15 protein-coding genes and 1 pseudogene are annotated in these 14,824 nt (G+C 71.6%); 7 read left to right on the top strand and 9 right to left on the bottom strand.

Features of this window, described 5'->3' with window-relative positions:
- Window positions 1-2 precede the first annotated feature (2 nt).
- Entirely contained in the window at window positions 3-503 is a 501-nt protein-coding gene (locus tag ACWC94_RS01585) for a MarR family winged helix-turn-helix transcriptional regulator (RefSeq protein WP_450794322.1), read from the bottom strand.
- A gap of 95 nt (window positions 504-598) precedes the next feature.
- Here ACWC94_RS01585 and ACWC94_RS01580 point away from each other — a divergent pair, with 95 nt between their 5' ends.
- Window positions 599-1,054, top strand: coding sequence for an SgcJ/EcaC family oxidoreductase (locus tag ACWC94_RS01580; RefSeq protein WP_450794321.1), 456 nt, complete (start codon window positions 599-601; stop codon window positions 1,052-1,054).
- A gap of 142 nt (window positions 1,055-1,196) precedes the next feature.
- On the opposite strand, the gene ACWC94_RS01575 is transcribed toward ACWC94_RS01580, so the two are convergent.
- Window positions 1,197-1,613 (bottom strand): ATP-binding protein, encoded by a 417-nt coding sequence (locus ACWC94_RS01575; RefSeq protein WP_450794599.1) that lies wholly within the window; start codon window positions 1,611-1,613, stop codon window positions 1,197-1,199.
- A gap of 104 nt (window positions 1,614-1,717) precedes the next feature.
- Between ACWC94_RS01575 and ACWC94_RS01570 the strand changes: the two genes are divergently transcribed.
- Both ACWC94_RS01570 and ACWC94_RS01565 read left to right on the top strand, forming a co-directional pair.
- A complete protein-coding gene (locus ACWC94_RS01570) occupies window positions 1,718-2,530 on the top strand; it encodes a helix-turn-helix domain-containing protein (protein WP_450794320.1) in 813 nt (270 codons plus the stop codon).
- Window positions 2,527-2,706 (top strand): DUF397 domain-containing protein, encoded by a 180-nt coding sequence (locus ACWC94_RS01565; protein WP_450794319.1) that lies wholly within the window; start codon window positions 2,527-2,529, stop codon window positions 2,704-2,706. Before ACWC94_RS01570 ends, ACWC94_RS01565 begins: the two co-directional genes overlap by 4 nt.
- On the opposite strand, the gene ACWC94_RS01560 is transcribed toward ACWC94_RS01565, so the two are convergent.
- A complete protein-coding gene (locus tag ACWC94_RS01560; RefSeq protein WP_450794318.1) occupies window positions 2,690-5,215 on the bottom strand; it encodes a tetratricopeptide repeat protein in 2,526 nt (841 codons plus the stop codon). The two genes, ACWC94_RS01565 and ACWC94_RS01560, sit on opposite strands and share 17 nt — an antisense overlap.
- 87 nt (window positions 5,216-5,302) lie before the next feature.
- On the opposite strand from ACWC94_RS01560, the gene ACWC94_RS01555 reads away from it, so the two are divergent.
- Window positions 5,303-5,809 carry a DUF2165 domain-containing protein gene (locus ACWC94_RS01555; RefSeq protein WP_450794317.1) on the top strand — a complete coding sequence of 169 codons (507 nt, stop codon included), beginning with the start codon at window positions 5,303-5,305 and terminating at the stop codon, window positions 5,807-5,809.
- On the opposite strand, the gene ACWC94_RS01550 is transcribed toward ACWC94_RS01555, so the two are convergent.
- The 4 genes from ACWC94_RS01550 to ACWC94_RS01535 form a co-directional block, all read right to left on the bottom strand.
- On the bottom strand, window positions 5,802-6,368 hold the full coding sequence (locus ACWC94_RS01550) for a hypothetical protein (RefSeq protein WP_450794316.1): 567 nt from the start codon (window positions 6,366-6,368) through the stop codon (window positions 5,802-5,804). The genes ACWC94_RS01555 and ACWC94_RS01550 overlap by 8 nt on opposite strands.
- 59 nt (window positions 6,369-6,427) lie before the next feature.
- On the bottom strand, window positions 6,428-9,013 hold the full coding sequence (locus tag ACWC94_RS01545) for a bifunctional FO biosynthesis protein CofGH (RefSeq protein ID WP_450794315.1): 2,586 nt from the start codon (window positions 9,011-9,013) through the stop codon (window positions 6,428-6,430).
- A 76-nt stretch (window positions 9,014-9,089) separates the two neighbouring features.
- On the bottom strand, window positions 9,090-9,296 hold the full coding sequence (locus tag ACWC94_RS01540; RefSeq protein WP_450794314.1) for a hypothetical protein: 207 nt from the start codon (window positions 9,294-9,296) through the stop codon (window positions 9,090-9,092).
- Between the two features lie 144 nt (window positions 9,297-9,440).
- Window positions 9,441-10,295, bottom strand: a complete 855-nt coding sequence (locus ACWC94_RS01535; RefSeq protein ID WP_450794313.1) for a TIGR03619 family F420-dependent LLM class oxidoreductase — start codon at window positions 10,293-10,295, stop codon at window positions 9,441-9,443.
- A 155-nt stretch (window positions 10,296-10,450) separates the two neighbouring features.
- Between ACWC94_RS01535 and ACWC94_RS01530 the strand changes: the two genes are divergently transcribed.
- On the top strand, window positions 10,451-11,968 hold the full coding sequence (locus ACWC94_RS01530) for a CehA/McbA family metallohydrolase (protein ID WP_450794312.1): 1,518 nt from the start codon (window positions 10,451-10,453) through the stop codon (window positions 11,966-11,968).
- Here the strand turns inward: ACWC94_RS01530 and ACWC94_RS01525 are convergent.
- Window positions 11,955-12,473, bottom strand: a complete 519-nt coding sequence (locus ACWC94_RS01525) for a PadR family transcriptional regulator (RefSeq protein WP_450794311.1) — start codon at window positions 12,471-12,473, stop codon at window positions 11,955-11,957. The two genes, ACWC94_RS01530 and ACWC94_RS01525, sit on opposite strands and share 14 nt — an antisense overlap.
- Window positions 12,474-12,551: 78 nt before the next feature.
- On the opposite strand from ACWC94_RS01525, the gene ACWC94_RS01520 reads away from it, so the two are divergent.
- Together ACWC94_RS01520 and ACWC94_RS01515 are read left to right on the top strand one after the other, a co-directional pair.
- Window positions 12,552-13,124, top strand: coding sequence for a hypothetical protein (locus tag ACWC94_RS01520; RefSeq protein WP_450794310.1), 573 nt, complete (start codon window positions 12,552-12,554; stop codon window positions 13,122-13,124).
- Window positions 13,121-14,433 (top strand): annotated as a pseudogene (locus tag ACWC94_RS01515) (carotenoid oxygenase family protein). The gene ACWC94_RS01520 and the pseudogene ACWC94_RS01515 overlap by 4 nt, the downstream one beginning before the upstream one ends.
- Here the strand turns inward: ACWC94_RS01515 and ACWC94_RS01510 are convergent.
- On the bottom strand, window positions 14,430-14,822 hold the full coding sequence (locus ACWC94_RS01510) for a hypothetical protein (RefSeq protein WP_450794309.1): 393 nt from the start codon (window positions 14,820-14,822) through the stop codon (window positions 14,430-14,432). The pseudogene ACWC94_RS01515 and the gene ACWC94_RS01510 overlap by 4 nt on opposite strands.
- Between the last annotated feature and the right edge of the window lie 2 nt (window positions 14,823-14,824).

The following is a 14,824-nucleotide window of genomic DNA, read 5'->3' as shown; positions in this document are numbered from 1 at the left end:
GGTCAGCCGCCGTCCTGGGTCCGGGCCGTCCTTCTGCGCCTCGGCGCGACCGCCTTGCGGATCTCCTCGGTGGCCGCGCGGAACGCGGGTGCGGCGCGCTCGAAGTAGTCGAAGAGCAACGCCCGCTGCTCGGGGCTGTAGCGGGACAGGACCTCGGCGATGTGACGGCGGGCGGGGCCCACGACCTCCTCGACCCGGGCGAGCGCGTCCGGGACCGGTTCCACGATCACCCGTCGGCGGTCCCTCGGGTCCGAGGCGCGACGCGCGTACCCGGCCCGCTCCAGGCGGTCGATCAGGCGGGTGGTGGCACCGGTGGTCAGGCCGGTCCTGGTGGCCAGTTCACCCGAGGTGAGTCCGCCCTCCACCGCGATCAGGCTGAGCGCGTACCACTCCGATGTGTGCAGGCCGGCGGCTTCGGCACTGGCCAGCCCCTGGAGGCCTACGGCATCGAGGTACTGACGGAAGATCACATGTTCGTCGCCGCCACCCAAGGGGGTTGCCATCACCCGGATCCTCTCCTAAATTTATCTGCACGGATGCAGATACTGCTTACGTTCAGAATCTGCACGCAGTCTAACGAGCAGGGGAGAACTCCACCATGCCGAACGCCACCGCCCCCGAGGTCACCGCCGTCACCGCCGTACTGGAGGAACTCGTCGCCGCCTGGGAGCGCCAGGACGCCGACGCCTACGGCGAGCTGTTCACCGAGGACGCCACCTACATCACCTACGTCGGCACCTTCTACCAGGGCCGCCGGGACATCGTGGACAGCCACCGCGCCCTGTTCACGAGCTTCCTCAAGGACACCAAGCTCGCCGACGAGGTCCTCGACATCCGCTTCCACGGCCCGGACGTGGCGGTGGTCAACGGGCGCGGCGACACCTACAAGACGAAACGACCGCGCAAGCTCAGCAAGATCCAGACGTACACACTGATCCGGCAGCACGACGGCACATGGCGCATCGCGGCCTTCCACAACACCAAGCGCAAGCCACTGCTGGAGTCGATCTCCTACAGGTTCAACCCGGAGCTGGTCCCGGCAGCCGAGAGGTGAGCCCCGGCATCCACGATGTGCTCCAGTTCGCGCAGGCGAGCAGCCCGTTCCGGATGTCGTTCGACGGCGACGAACACGGCCCAGGAAGTGGGTTCGGTTCTTTCCCCGGTTCTTTGGTCTTTGGGGGTCGGGAGCCACCGGGTCATGGACCGCCGCGACCCGGTACGAGTTCGGCCCATACGGTCTTCGCGTCCGCCGGTGCCTCTTCCACGCCCCAGCGGTCGGCGTACGCCGCGACGATCCGCAGGCCCCGGCCGGTCTCCGACCCCTCGGCCACCGGGTCGTGGAGACACGGGACCCGGTCGCCCCGGGGGTCGGTCACCTCGATACGGAGGGTGCCGTCGTCACGGAGCGCCAACTCCAGCCGGAAGTCCCGCCCCCGTACCCGCCCGTGCAGTACGGCGTTGGACGCCAGCTCCGCGACGATGTGCGCCGCCCCCTCGAACGGCACGCCCCACTCGTCCAGTTGGCGCTCGGTGAGGAGACGGGCGAGCCGGGCACCCCTTCGAGTGGCGGACAGCTGGATCCTGAGGCAGGTTTTCTCATTCACGTCACCCAGCGTGGCCGCCCCTCCCTACTCTGAACAGCGACGACCACGGTACGCAGCGTGACTGTCCGGGTAATTGGCGTGGCCGTACGGCTCGTACGTCAGGAGGGGCGAGGGTGGAGGACGAGGAGGCCGAGGCCGTACTCAAGGCGGTCGGGCGGCAGATCAAGGTGTGGCGGGAGTCCGCCGGGATGCGGCAGGCCGAGCTGGGGACCTCGATCGGGTACAGCGAGGAGATGGTGTCCTCGGTGGAGCGCGGACGCCGGCTTCCGAAGCCGGACTTTCTCGACAAGGCCGATGAAGTGCTGGGTGCGGACGGGAAGTTGTCCGCGATGAAGGAGGACGTGGAGAAGGCTCGGTATCCGAAGAACGTTCGGGACTTGGCCAAGCTGGAAGGTGAGGCGATTGAGTTGGGCGCCTACGCCGCTCTCCACATCCATGGCCTGTTGCAGACAGAGGAGTACTCGCGGGCTTTGTATGCCATGCGGCGGCCCGCCTACACCGAGGAGGAGATCGACCGCCTCGTCTCCGCACGCATGGCGAGGAAGTCGGTCTTCGAGCGCGTGCCCCTGGCACAGATCACGTTCGTGCAGGAAGAGGCGACTCTCAGGCGCCCGATCGGCGGCAGAATGGTGTTGCGGCGGCAGCTGGAACACCTGCTGGAAGTGAGCAAGTTGCGGCACGTGGTGATCCAGGTGATGCCTACGGACTGTGAGGACCACGCGGGCATGATGGGCTCGATCCAGATGCTGAAGCTCCGGAGCGGCAAGACCCTGGGACACACTGAAGGCCAGCTGTACAGCCGAGTGATCAGTGATCCCCGGGAGTCCCAGATCATGGAGATGCGCTATGGAATGGTCCGGGCCCAGGCGCTCGCGCCCCGAGAGTCACTGGCCTTCATCGAGAAAGTACTGGAGAGGGAGACATGACTGCCCTGGACTGGTTCAAGAGCAGCTACAGCGGCAACGACGGCCCTGAATGCGTGGAGGTGGCAATAACCCCCGCCACCATCCACATCCGCGACTCCAAGAACAAGGACGGCGCCCGACTCGCCTTCAAGGACGCCGCCTGGACGGAGTTCCTGGCGTTCACTGCTGATCGCTGACGGCGGCCAGCGCCCTGCCGTGCCACTCCAGGATCCACTCGTCGTGCGGGGACAAGGACTTCGCTCTGTCCAGGGCGGCCAGCGCCGCATCGGGGGACCCCAGTTCGAGCAGGACGATGCCCCGTCGGCACTCCGCCCAGGGGTACTCCGGCCTCAGCCGGACCGCGCGGTCCAGGTCGGCCAGACCCTCCCTGTGGCGGCCGAGGTTGGCCAACGACACGCCCCGGCTCGCGTACGCCGACGCGTACTCGGGGTCGAGGGCGAGCGCGCGGTCGTAGTCGGCGAGGGCTTCCTCGTCGCGCCCGGCCACGCGGAGGGCGTCACCTCGTTCGCAGCGGCCCCAGGCCCAGTCCGGCTGGAGGGCGAGGGCTCGGTCGAGGTCGGCGAGCTGACGGGCGGGCTCGGCGCGGGCGCGCCATACGCGGGCCCGGCGGGCGAGCGCCCACGCGTAGTCCGGGTTGAGTTCCAGGGCCTGGTTCAGATCGTCGAGGGCGCTGTCGAGCTCCCCCCGGGCGAGGCGGGTGGCGCCTCGGGAGGCCCGGGCGAAGTCGCTGGCCGGGTCGAGCCGGACCGCCTCGTCCAGGTGCCGGATCGCCTCGTCGTGGTCGCGCAGTATGCGGTGGTACTCGCCGCGCACCGCGTGACTCCACGGGTCGTCCGGTGCGAGCGCCACGGCCTGTTCCATGTCCGCGAGTGCCGACCGGTAGTCCCCCAGCTCGCCGTGGGCCAGGGCCCGGCCACGGTAGGCCCGCGCCAGCCCGGAATCCAGAGCGATGGCACTCGCGAACGCGGTCAGGGCCTCGTCGTACGCCCCGCCGCGCCGCAGCGCGGCGCCCCGTACCGCGTGGGCGAGCGCCCGGTCCGGCTCGTCGAGCGCCGCCCGGTGCAGCAGCAGCCCGAGTGCCGCGGCCACTCCGCCGTTCCCAAGGGCCTGCGTCAGCTCGCCGCCCCAGCGAGCCACGGGCCCCGCGTCGGCATCCTCGCCCGCGTCCGCGAGGGCCCGCGCCCACCGCTGGGCCGTGGCGTCACCGGCGGCGCAGGCATGGACGAACTCCCGCAGTGCCCCCGGCAACGCCTCCCGGTCCCCCGCGCACAGCCGGTGATAGCACTCGGCCAGCCGCAGCTCCCGCCACTCCTCGTCCGCCCACAGCTCCTCGGTGTCCCGCGCCCCTTCGAGTTCACCCCGCCACTGCCCGAACGTTCCCGCCAGCCGCCGCTGCAGCTCCCCCCACCCCCGGGGCGACCGTGCCCGCTGCAGCCGCAGCATCGGCGCCCGTACGACGTCGTGGTACCGGAGACTGCCGCCGCGCCCGTCGACGAACGGCAGGCCTCTCAACCAGCTGTACAGGGCGTCGCCCGCCGCGGCAGCGGCTGATGTGCTCGTGGTCTCCTCGCAGTCCACCACGGCCCGGAACACGTCCGCGTCGAGCCGCCGGGGCACCGCGCAGGCCAGGGCCACCCCCCGCCGCACCGGATCCCGCTCCCACTTCAGGAACCGCTCCACGGCGTCCGCACTCGGATCTCCCACGTCGCCGGGATCGGCGGGTCGGGCCTCCGCGAGGGTGGAGACGAGCACCGGCAGCCCGCCCGTCAGCCGCAGGACCTCCGCGACGACCGGCTCGTCCCGCACACCCCGGTCGGCCAGCAGTCCCCGGGCCTCCGCCTCCGTGAACGGCCCGAGCGGCACATGCGTCACGAAGTCGGCGAAGCCGCCCCAGCGAGCCGTGTCGAAAGGGCCTTGCCCGGCCGTGACCACGACCACGTTGGCGGGCAGCGCCCCGTGCCGGTCCGTCGTCATCAGCTCGTGCAGCCAGCTGTCGACGAACGGCCCGATCCTTTCGTACGTGTCGAAGAACAGGACGATCCACGGCACCGAGGCCGCCACCGTGGCCAACTCGTCGAGCAGTCCGGGTGTCAGCTCACGCTCGGGTGACAGCACCAGCTGCACGTCGTCCTGGCTGCCGAACCGGGCGCTGAGATTCCGCCGCAACCTCTCGGCGTAGCAGGACAGTTGAGCCGGGTCGACCGCGCCCACGAAGGGTCCCGCTCCCGGCACCATGCTCAGTCCGGCCAGCCCCGCCCGTACCGCCGTCGCCGTCACCGCCGACGGGCTCTCCGGCTCCGGCTCCAGCCCGGCCATCACCACCTCGGCCTCGTGCCGCCGTTCCCGGTACCTGACCAACGCCTTGTCGAGCTTCCTGAATTCCCGGCCCTGCCGCAGGAACTCACGACTGACCGACGCCATGACCTCGGGCAGGCTCCCCGCGCTCTCGTCGACGTAGGCCGTCAGCGCGCCCCGCTCCCGCGCGATCTGTTCCAGCTCCCGCACGAGGAACGTCTTTCCGACACCGGCGTTGCCGTGCACATGGAAGAGGAAGCGGTGGCGTTCGTCCTCGGGGGGTACGTCCAAGTTGGCGCGGAAGGCCGCCCGTTCATCGCTGCGTCCGACGAACCCGGCCCGTCTGCGCCGTCCGATCAGCTCCTGCATCGACGGCCGTGCCTGCGCCATGCGTACGCCTTTCCCCCGAAGCCGGACTCTTCATTCTGGCGCAATGCCCACGCGATATCCGGGCGCTGGGCAGGGGAGAATTCAGCCATGACCACCACCCCCACACACCACTCCGGCCTCAGGCTGGCCGCCGGTGTGCTCACCGGCATACTCGCCCTCTACATCGCCCTGGTCGCCCTCGGGAACATCACCGACTTCGGGACGAACCAACAGTTCGTACGGCATGTCCTGGCGATGGACACCACCTTCAAGGACCCCGATCTGATGTGGCGGGCCGTCACCAGCACCTGGCTCCAGGACACCGCGTATGTCGCGATCATCGTGTGGGAGACGGTGGCGGCCCTGGTGCTGATCCGGGGGACCTGGCTGTGGGCGTGGCGGAAAGACGACGCCGCCCGGCGCTGGTCCACCTACGGGCTGCTGATGCTGTTGCTGCTCTTCGGCGCCGGGTTCATCGCGATCGGCGGTGAGTGGTTCTCCATGTGGCAGTCCAAGACCTGGAACGGGCTGGAGGCGGCGACCCGGATCTTCCTGCTCAGCGGGGTCGCCCTGATCGTCAACCAGCTGCCGGCCCGGCAGGGGGAGGCTACTTGACGACCGTCACCCTGGTGCCCTGATCGCCGAAGGACCACAGCGCGGCTCCGTCCTCCTTGTGGAGGCGGATGCCGCCCAGCTTCCGCCCGCCGGTCGCCGGCGGCGGGGAGGAGCCGTCCAGGGCGTTGGAGAACGCTATGTTCACGCCCTCGGCCTTGGTGAAGTACATGACGTGCTCGATCTCGACGCCGTCCGAGCCCTTGAGGGACTGGATGCGCAGGGTGACCGAGTAGCGGCCGGGCTGCGGGCCGACCGAGCCCGGCCACACCGTGAACGTGCGGGTCGCCCTGCCCGTCGCGTCCACCAGCCACACGCGCTTGTCACCCACCGAGTACACGATCCGGCGACCCGTGCCGGAGTCGTCCGGCAGGGCGGGCGTGGCCGGCGTCCTCTCGGTGGCGGGCGTGTGGGCGCTCGCCGACGCGGACGGGCTCGGCTTGGCCACGGCGGCCACGGGATGCGGCCCGTGGTCCGCCTGTACGGCGAGGGCCACGACGACCGCGGTCGCTCCCGCCGTCAGGCCGGTGACCCAGGCCCACGAGGGCAGTCGGGCAGCCACGGGTACGCATCTCCTCCGCTACGGGGCCCCTCGTCAGGTCGAGGGTCGGATCATCGTACTCAGTCCAGGACCGGGAGCAGTTCCGGCAGGTGCCCGTCGGAGGCCTCCGCCGCCCGCCGCCGCTCCTCGGGCACCTCGCCGTAGAGCGTGGTGCGCGGTTTCGCCGGGCGGCCGGCCGCCTCGGCCACGGCCACCAGGTCGCGGACCGACTTGTACGAGCCGTACGACGAGCCCGCCATGCGGGAGATCGTTTCTTCCATGAGGGTGCCGCCCAGGTCGTTCGCACCCGAGCGGAGCATCTCCGCCGCACCCTCCGCGCCCAGTTTGACCCAGCTTGTCTGGATGTTAGGGATCCAGGGGTGGAGCAGCAGGCGGGCCATCGCCGTCACCGCCCTGTTGTCCCGCGTCGTCGGGCCCGGCCTGGCGATGCCCGCCAGGTACACCGGGGCGTTGGTGTGGATAAACGGGAGGGTCACGAACTCGGTGAAACCGCCCGTCTCGCGCTGGATCCGGGCCAGCGTGCGCAGGTGACCGAGCCAGTGACGGGGCTGGTCGACATGGCCGTACATCATCGTCGAGGACGAACGGATGCCCAGCTCGTGCGCGGTCGTGATCACCTCGGTCCAGGTGGCCGTCGGCAGCTTGCCCTTGGTCAGCACCCAGCGGACCTCGTCGTCCAGGATCTCCGCCGCCGTACCGGGGATGGTGTCCAGGCCGGACTCCTTGGCGGCGGAAAGCCACTCCCGGATCGACATGCCCGTCCTGGTCGCGCCGTTCACCACCTCCATCGGCGAGAAGGCGTGCACGTGCATACCGGGGACGCGGGACTTCACCGCCCTGGCGATGTCGAAGTACGCCGTGCCCGGCAGGTCGGGGTGGATGCCGCCCTGCATGCACACCTCGACGGCGCCCACGTCCCAGGCCTGCTGGGCGCGGTCGGCGACCTGTTCGAGGGAGAGGGTGTACGCGTCCGCGTCCGTCCTGCGCTGCGCGAAGGCACAGAAGCGGCAGCCGGTGTAGCAGACGTTGGTGAAGTTGATGTTGCGGGTGACGATGTACGTCACGTCGTCGCCGACCGCCGCCCGGCGCACGTCGTCGGCCACCCGGCACAGCGCGTCCAGCGCCGGGCCGTCCGCGTGCAGCAGGGCCAGGGCCTCGGCGTCGGTCAGCTTCGTCGGGTCGTCGGCCGCGGTGCGCAGGGCCTGGCGCACGTCGGTCTCGATGCGCTCCGGCGCCATACCGGGTGCGGCGGCCTCGCGCAGCGCCTCCCAGTCGCCGTACACCTCGTCGAAGTCGTCACGCCGGTCGGCGGCGCGGCCCTCGGTGTCGATCGTGCGGTGCAGGTCCGTACGGCCGGTCGGTGCGAAGGCCTCCTCCGGCTCCTGCCACGGGCGGCCCTCGACGGGCGCGTCCGGGAGGGCGAGGCCCGTCGCCGGGTCGGCCAGCGCGCTCACGTGGGGGCGCAGCCGCGGGTCCAGCCAGGGTTCGCCACGGCGGACGAACTCCGGGTAGACGCAGAGGCGTTCACGCAGGACGAAGCCCGCCGCGGCCGACTTCGCGGCCAGTTCCTCGATCCGGGGCCAGGGGCGCTCGGGGTTGACGTGGTCGATGGTCAGGGGCGACACCCCGCCCCAGTCGTCGATGCCCGCGCCGATCAGCCGCTCGTACTCGCTGTCGACCAGGTTCGGCGGGGCCTGGAGGCAGGCGGACGGGCCCATGATGTGCCGGGCCACGGCCACCGTGGCGACCAGGTCGTCCAGTTCGGCGTCCGGCATGCCGCGCATCGCCGTGTCCGGCTTGGCGCGGAAGTTCTGGACGATCAGTTCCTGGATGCCGTGGTAGGCCCGGGAGACCTTGCGCAGCGCGAAGAGGGACTCGGCCCGCTCCTCGTACGTCTCGCCGATGCCGATCAGCAGACCGGAGGTGAAGGGGACCGAGGAGCGGCCGGCGTCCTCCAGCACCCGCAGCCGTACGGCCGGTTCCTTGTCCGGGGAGCCGTGGTGCGGGCCGCCGGGCTCGGACCACAGGCGGGTCGCGGTCGTCTCCAGCATCATGCCCATGGACGGGGCGACGGGCTTGAGCCGCTGGAAGTCCGTCCAGGTCATCACGCCGGGGTTGAGGTGGGGCAGGAGCCCGGTCTCCTCCAGGATGCGGACGGAGACGGCGCGGACGTAGGCGATGGTGTCGTCGTAGCCGTGCGCGTCGAGCCACTCGCGCGCCTCGGGCCAGCGGTCCTCCGGCTTGTCGCCCAGGGTGATCAGGGCTTCCTTGCAGCCGAGGGCGGCGCCCTTGCGGGCGACGTCCAGCACCTCGTCCGGGGACATGAACATCCCGTGGCCGGCCCGGCGCAGCTTGCCGGGGACGGTGACGAAGGTGCAGTAGTGGCACTTGTCCCGGCACAGCCGGGTGAGGGGGATGAAGACGCTCTTCGAGTACGTGATGACGCCGGGACGTCCCGCCTGTTCGAGACCCGCGTCCCGCACCCGGGCGGCGGACGCGGCGAGGTCGGTCAGGTCCTCGCCGCGGGCCTGGAGCAGCACCGCCGCCTCGGAGACGTCGAGGGCGACGCCGTCCCGTGCGCGTTTGAGGGCGCGACGCATGGAGTTCTCGGTCGGGCCGGTTCCGGGGGTCGCGGAAGTCGTCATTCTTTGAGCATACGTTCGGCTTGATCAGGCAGGAGAGCACCCGCCGGGCCCTGTTCCCCCCACCCGGGGTGCCCGCTCAGTGGAAGGCCAGCCATCCGATGCCGGCGGCGGAGGTGAGGCCGGCGGCGATCAGGGCGACGGTCCGGCGGCGGCGCAGCGCGTGGCCGACGAGCAGGGCGGTGAGCAGTACGGAGACCGTGCCGATGGTGGCGGGCAGCGGCCCCTTGCTGTAGTCGAACTCGTCGAAGTGCAGGGCGAGCCGTGCGAGCCAGGCAATTCTCATGACGCTCTCTTCGCCGGGTCGGGTGCGGGAACCGAACCGGTCGGTCGCCTGCCGCTGTTCATCCGACTCGCTTCGTCACTGACAGTTTACCTATGGCCATGACAGGAGCCGGTCCCGCGTGGGCCGACGCACCGTCAGGCAGCCTCAGGCGCCCGGCAGATGTTCCGCGTACGCATCCAGCGCCCGCAGCACCTCCGCCTCCCCCGCCGGCGGCAGCTGGAGGACCACCTCCTCGATGCCCAGGTCCGCGTAGTGGGCGAGCTTGCCCGGGGTGGGCCGGACCGCGTACGGGACGACCTGGAGGGCGGCCGGGTCGCGGCCCGCGTCGGCCCAGGCCGCGCGCAGTACCGGCAGGGACTCGGTGAGGCCCCGGCCGCCGATCGGCAGCCAGCCGTCGGCGTACTCGGCGATGTGCGCGAACAGCTTCGGCCCGGCGGCGCCGCCGACGAGCGTGCGGGGACCGGTCACCGGGCCGCGGGGCTCGCGCACGGGCTTGGGGTACGCGTGGCTGGCCCGTACGCCGCCGAACCCGCCGTCGTGGGCCGTCGGTTCCGCGGACCACAGGGCCTGCATGAGCCGCACCCGGTCCCGGACCAGTTCCCGGCGGGTGCGCCATGTCACGCCGTGGTCGGCGGCCTCCTCGACGTTCCAGCCGTAGCCGACACCCAGGGTGAAACGGCCGCCGGAGAGGTGGTCGAGGGTGGCGATCCGCTTGGCCAGGGCGATGGGGTCGTGCTGCGCGGGCAGGGTGACGCCCGTGCCGAGGCCGAGGCGCTCGGTCACGGCCGCGGCCTGGGCGAGGGCGACGAAGGGGTCGAGGGTGCGGCCGTACTCGCGGGGCAGGTCGCCGCCGGCGGGGTACGGGGTCGTTCGCTCCACGGGGATGTGGGTGTGCTCGGGGAGGTAGAGGCCGGCGTATCCGCGCTGTTCGAGTGCGCGGGCGAGTCGCACCGGCACGACGGTCTCGTCGGTCAGGAAGATGGTGACGGCGATACGCATGGCCCATCCGTACCGGACCGGACTCCACCTGTCCATACCGACTGGTCGGCATTATGCCGCACCATGGCCGACGACGGCGCGTGCATGACACATTGTCGGGTGCGGATCCCCTTCTCTTTCACCGGAGTTCACGCCTGGACGGGAGAGTGACCACCATGGGTGAAGACACGCACGATCAGGCTCACGGCATCGGCAGACGCGCGCTGTTCGTGACGGGCGCCGCCGCTGCCCTTACGTTGGGAGGCGTGAGCTTCGCGGCGGCGGACGGGCAGGGCCAGGAGACGCGGACGGTGCACGGCACCCTCCCGCCGGGCTCCCCCGACTTCGTGTACGTGCCGGTCGAAGTCCCCGCCGGCGCACGGGAGATCAAGGTCGCCTACACCTACGACAAACCCTCGGTCCCGGCCGGCACCCAGGGCAACGCACTCGACATCGGGCTCTTCGACGACCGCGGCACCGAGCTGGGCGGCCGGGGCTTTCGGGGCTGGTCGGGCGGTGCGCGCACGGAGTTCTTCGTCCGCGCCGACGACGCGACGCCGGGCTACCTCCCCGGCCCGCTGCGGGAGGGCACCTGGTACGTCGCGCTGGGCCCCTACACGGTGGCGCCGCAGGGCCTGGCGTACGAGCTGACGGTCACGCTGACCTACGGCGAGGCGGGCCCGACCCCGCGGCCGGTGTACCCGCCCTCCCGGGCGAAGGGCCGGGGCCGGGCCTGGTACCGGGGCGACTGCCACCTGCACTCCTGGTACTCCGACGGCCGCCGCACCCCGGCCGAGATCGCGGCCCTCGCCCGGGCGGCGGGACTGGACTTCATCAACTCCTCGGACCACAACACCAACTCCTCGCACCCCAACTGGGCGGACCAGGCCGGCGAAGACCTGCTGATCATGCTCGGTGAGGAGGTCACCACCCGCAACGGCCACGTGGTGGCGCTCGGCACCGATCCCGGCACGTTCGTGGACTGGCGCTACCGGGCCCGGGACAACCGCTGGGCCCGCTTCGCGCGGGACATCCGCCGCGCCGGCGGCCTGGTCGTCCCCGCCCACCCGCACGCCACCTGCGTCGGCTGCGGCTGGAAGTTCGGCTTCGGCGAGGCGGACGCCGTGGAGGTGTGGAACGGCCCCTACACCCCGGACGACGAGGTGACGCTGGCCGACTGGGACAACCAGCTGGTCGCCTCCGTGCGGCACGGACGGCCCTGGCTCCCGGCGATGGGCAACAGCGACGCCCACCGCGACCCGGACCCGGTCGGCAGCCCCCAGACGGTCGTCCTCGCCGACGACCTGACCCGGGAGGCGATCCAGGAGGGCATCCGCGCGGGACGCTCGTACGTGGCCGAGTCGAAGAACGTGACCCTCGCCTTCACGGTGACGGGCGGGCGCGGGCAGCAGGCCGGCATCGGCGAGCGGCTGACCCTGCCCGCCGACACTCCCGTGACGGCCCGGCTGGAGGTCTCGGGCGCCCCGCGCTGCTCGGTCCGCTTCGTCACCGACCAGGGCGTGCTGTTCACCAGCGACCCGCTGCCGGTGGCGGGCACGGGCACGGTCGAGTGGCGTACGACCCCCGCCTGCGCGGCGTACGTGCGCGCCGAGCTGCGGCACGAGGCCGCCCTCGGGCCGCTGCCGGGGCCGTTGGCCGCCTTCACCAACCCGGTGTTCCTCACGGCTGCTTGATCTGGCCGGCCGCCCACTCGGCCCACTCCCGCCGCATCGCGTTGAAGCGCAGGCCGTACTCCAGCGCGATGCGGCCGTAGACCGAGAGGTTGTCGTCGTCCCAGTCGACGGAGTCGGCGAGCTCCCGCAAGCGCTCGTGCCCCTCCCGGGACATCTCGACCAGGTCGGTCAGATAGGCGCGCGCCTGCTCGGGCCGCAGGACGCCGAGGAAGAACACGCGCAGCAGGATGTCGCTGCGGGTGTTGCGCTGGGGCGCGACCTCGGTCAGCCAGTGGCGCAGCTCCGCCATGCCCTCGTCGGTGATCGTGTACTCCTTGCGGCCGCGCGGGCCCTCGGCGGCCACCGTGATCAGTCCGGAGCCGGCCAGTCTGGTCAGTTCGGTGTAGATCTGGCTCTGCGTCGCCGGCCAGACGTTGGCCAGCGAGGTGTCGAAGGTCTTCAGCAGGTCGTAGCCGCTGGCGGGACGCTCCGAGAGCAGGCCGAGGAGTGCGTGTCTGAGGCTCATGCCCCCCACCTTACCTTCCACTGTTGACATGTCGAGAGTCGACCTTCTACTTTTGACATGTCGAGTTCGGAACCCAAAGTGACCGGGGGAACCATGTCGTACCTGCGCACCTTCCTGCCGTGGATCGTCTTCGCCGTCATCCCCTCGGGGAACTGGCAGTGGGGCGCCCTGGCCGCCCTGGTGGTGTCCGTGGCGCTCATCGCCCAGCAGAAGCGGGACGGCGCCGGATTCGACGCCCTCGTCATCGAGTGCGGCTCGGCGGTCTTCTTCGCGGTGCTCGCGGCCATCGCCTTCACCGACCCGCACTCGGGCGTGCACGACTACTCCGCCGCCCTCTCCTCCGGCACCCTCGCCGTCATCGCCGGGCTGTCCCTGGCCGTCGGCCGGCCCTTCACCCTGGGCATCGCCAAGCGCACCACACCGCGCGCGTACTGGACGCTGAAGCCGTTCATCCGGATCAACGTGGTCATCACCGCCGTATGGACCGCCGCGTTCGCCGTGACCGCCGTCGTCCTCGCCCTCCTGGACCACTCCGGGCACGCCCACGCGACGCCCGCGACCCTCGTCCAGATCGCCGGCTTCGCCGTCCCGATGGTCTTCACCGTCCGCTATGTCGCCCGCGCCCAGGCGAAGGCGCAGGCCGCCCGATGACCGCCGCGCCCCGCCACCTGAGCGGCAACCACGCCCCGTCACCGAGGAACTCACCGCGCACGACCTGCCGGTGACCGGCGCCCTCCCGCCCGAGCTGGCCGGCTGGTACCTGCGCAACGGCCCCAACCCGGCCGACGCCGCCTCCGGCCACCGGTTCTTCGGCGACGGCATGGTCCACGGGGTGCGCCTGGAGGGCGGCCGGGCCGTCTCCTACCGCAACCGCTGGGTCCGCACCAGCCGCCTCACCCAGGGGGCGCGGATGTACGACGACCACGGCCGGCGCGACCTCACCGCCGGCCCCGCCAACACCCATGTCGTCCGGCACGCGGGCCGCACCCTCGCCCTGGTCGAGACCGCCCTGCCCTACGAGCTGACCCGCGACCTGGACACCCGGGGCCCGTACGACTTCGACGGCCGCCTCACCACCGCGATGACCGCCCACCCGAAGACCTGCCCGGCCACCGGCGAACTGCACTTCTTCGGCTACGGCATGCTGGAACCCGCCCACCTCACCTACCACCGGGCCGACGCGACGGGCGAGTTGACGCTCAGCAGGCCGATCGAGGTGCCCGGGCCGACCATGCTGCACGACTTCGCGCTCACCGCCGGGCACGTCGTCTTCATGGACCTGCCGGTCGTCTTCGACGTCGAACTCGCCCTGGCCGGCGGCACGATGCCGTACAGCTGGGACGACGGGTACGGCGCCCGGCTCGGCCTGCTGCGCCGCGACGACCCGCACGGCGAGGTCCGCTGGTTCCCCGTCGACCCCTGCTACGTCTTCCACGTCCTCAACGCCCACGACGCACCGGACGGCACCGTCGTCCTGCACGTGATGCGCTACCCGGAGATGTGGCGCCGGGACCCCGACGGCGGCACGCGGCCCCAGCAGGCCGTGCTGTGGAAGTGGACCGTCGACCCGGCGGCCGGCACGGTCCGCGAGGAGCAGTGCGACGACCGGCCGGGCGAGTTCCCGCGCGTCGACGACCGGCTGACCGGTCTCGCGGCCGGACACGGCCACATGACGAGCGGCACCTCACTGGTCCGCTACGACCTGTCCTCCGGTACCGCCGCCGCACACGACTTCGGGCCCGGCCGCACCCCCGGGGAGGCCGCCTTCGCCCCCGCCGACGACACCCCCGGCGGACCCGGCTGGCTCCTGACGTACGTCCACGACGCCGCCACCGACCGCAGCGACCTGGTCGTCCTGGACGCCGACGACCTCACGGCCCCTCCGGTCGCCACCGTCCACCTGCCGGCCCGGGTGCCGTTCGGGTTCCACGGCAACTGGCTCGTGGACGACGACGCCTAGGCGGTTTCCCGGGTGGTCCGGCGCAGGGCGATGATCCCGGCGACCGCCTCCAGCCAGCGGGCGGCCCGCTCCTCGGCCTCCGGGGTGGTCGCCGTCTGCGCGGCGCCGGTCAGCCAGTCGCGCAGCAGCTCGGCGGGCTCCGGGGACGGCAGTGGCTCGGACAGCCCGGCCGCGTAGGCCAGACCGCCGGAGCGGACGATCCCGGCGACGAACACCAGCGAGCGCGGCAGCACCGCGAGCCGGTCGAGGGTGACCGCGGCGGCGATGGCACCGTCCCCGAACAGGGCGGTGCGGAAGGCTTCCCGGGTCAGGCCGTAGCGCAGCAGCACGGCGACGTCGGTGGCGGCCAGGACCTCGTCGTCGGTGCGGCTTTCGGGGACTGGGGGCATCA

The organism is Streptomyces sp. NPDC001135, from assembly GCF_053598395.1.
This window is presented reverse-complemented; position numbering and strand designations above follow the sequence as displayed.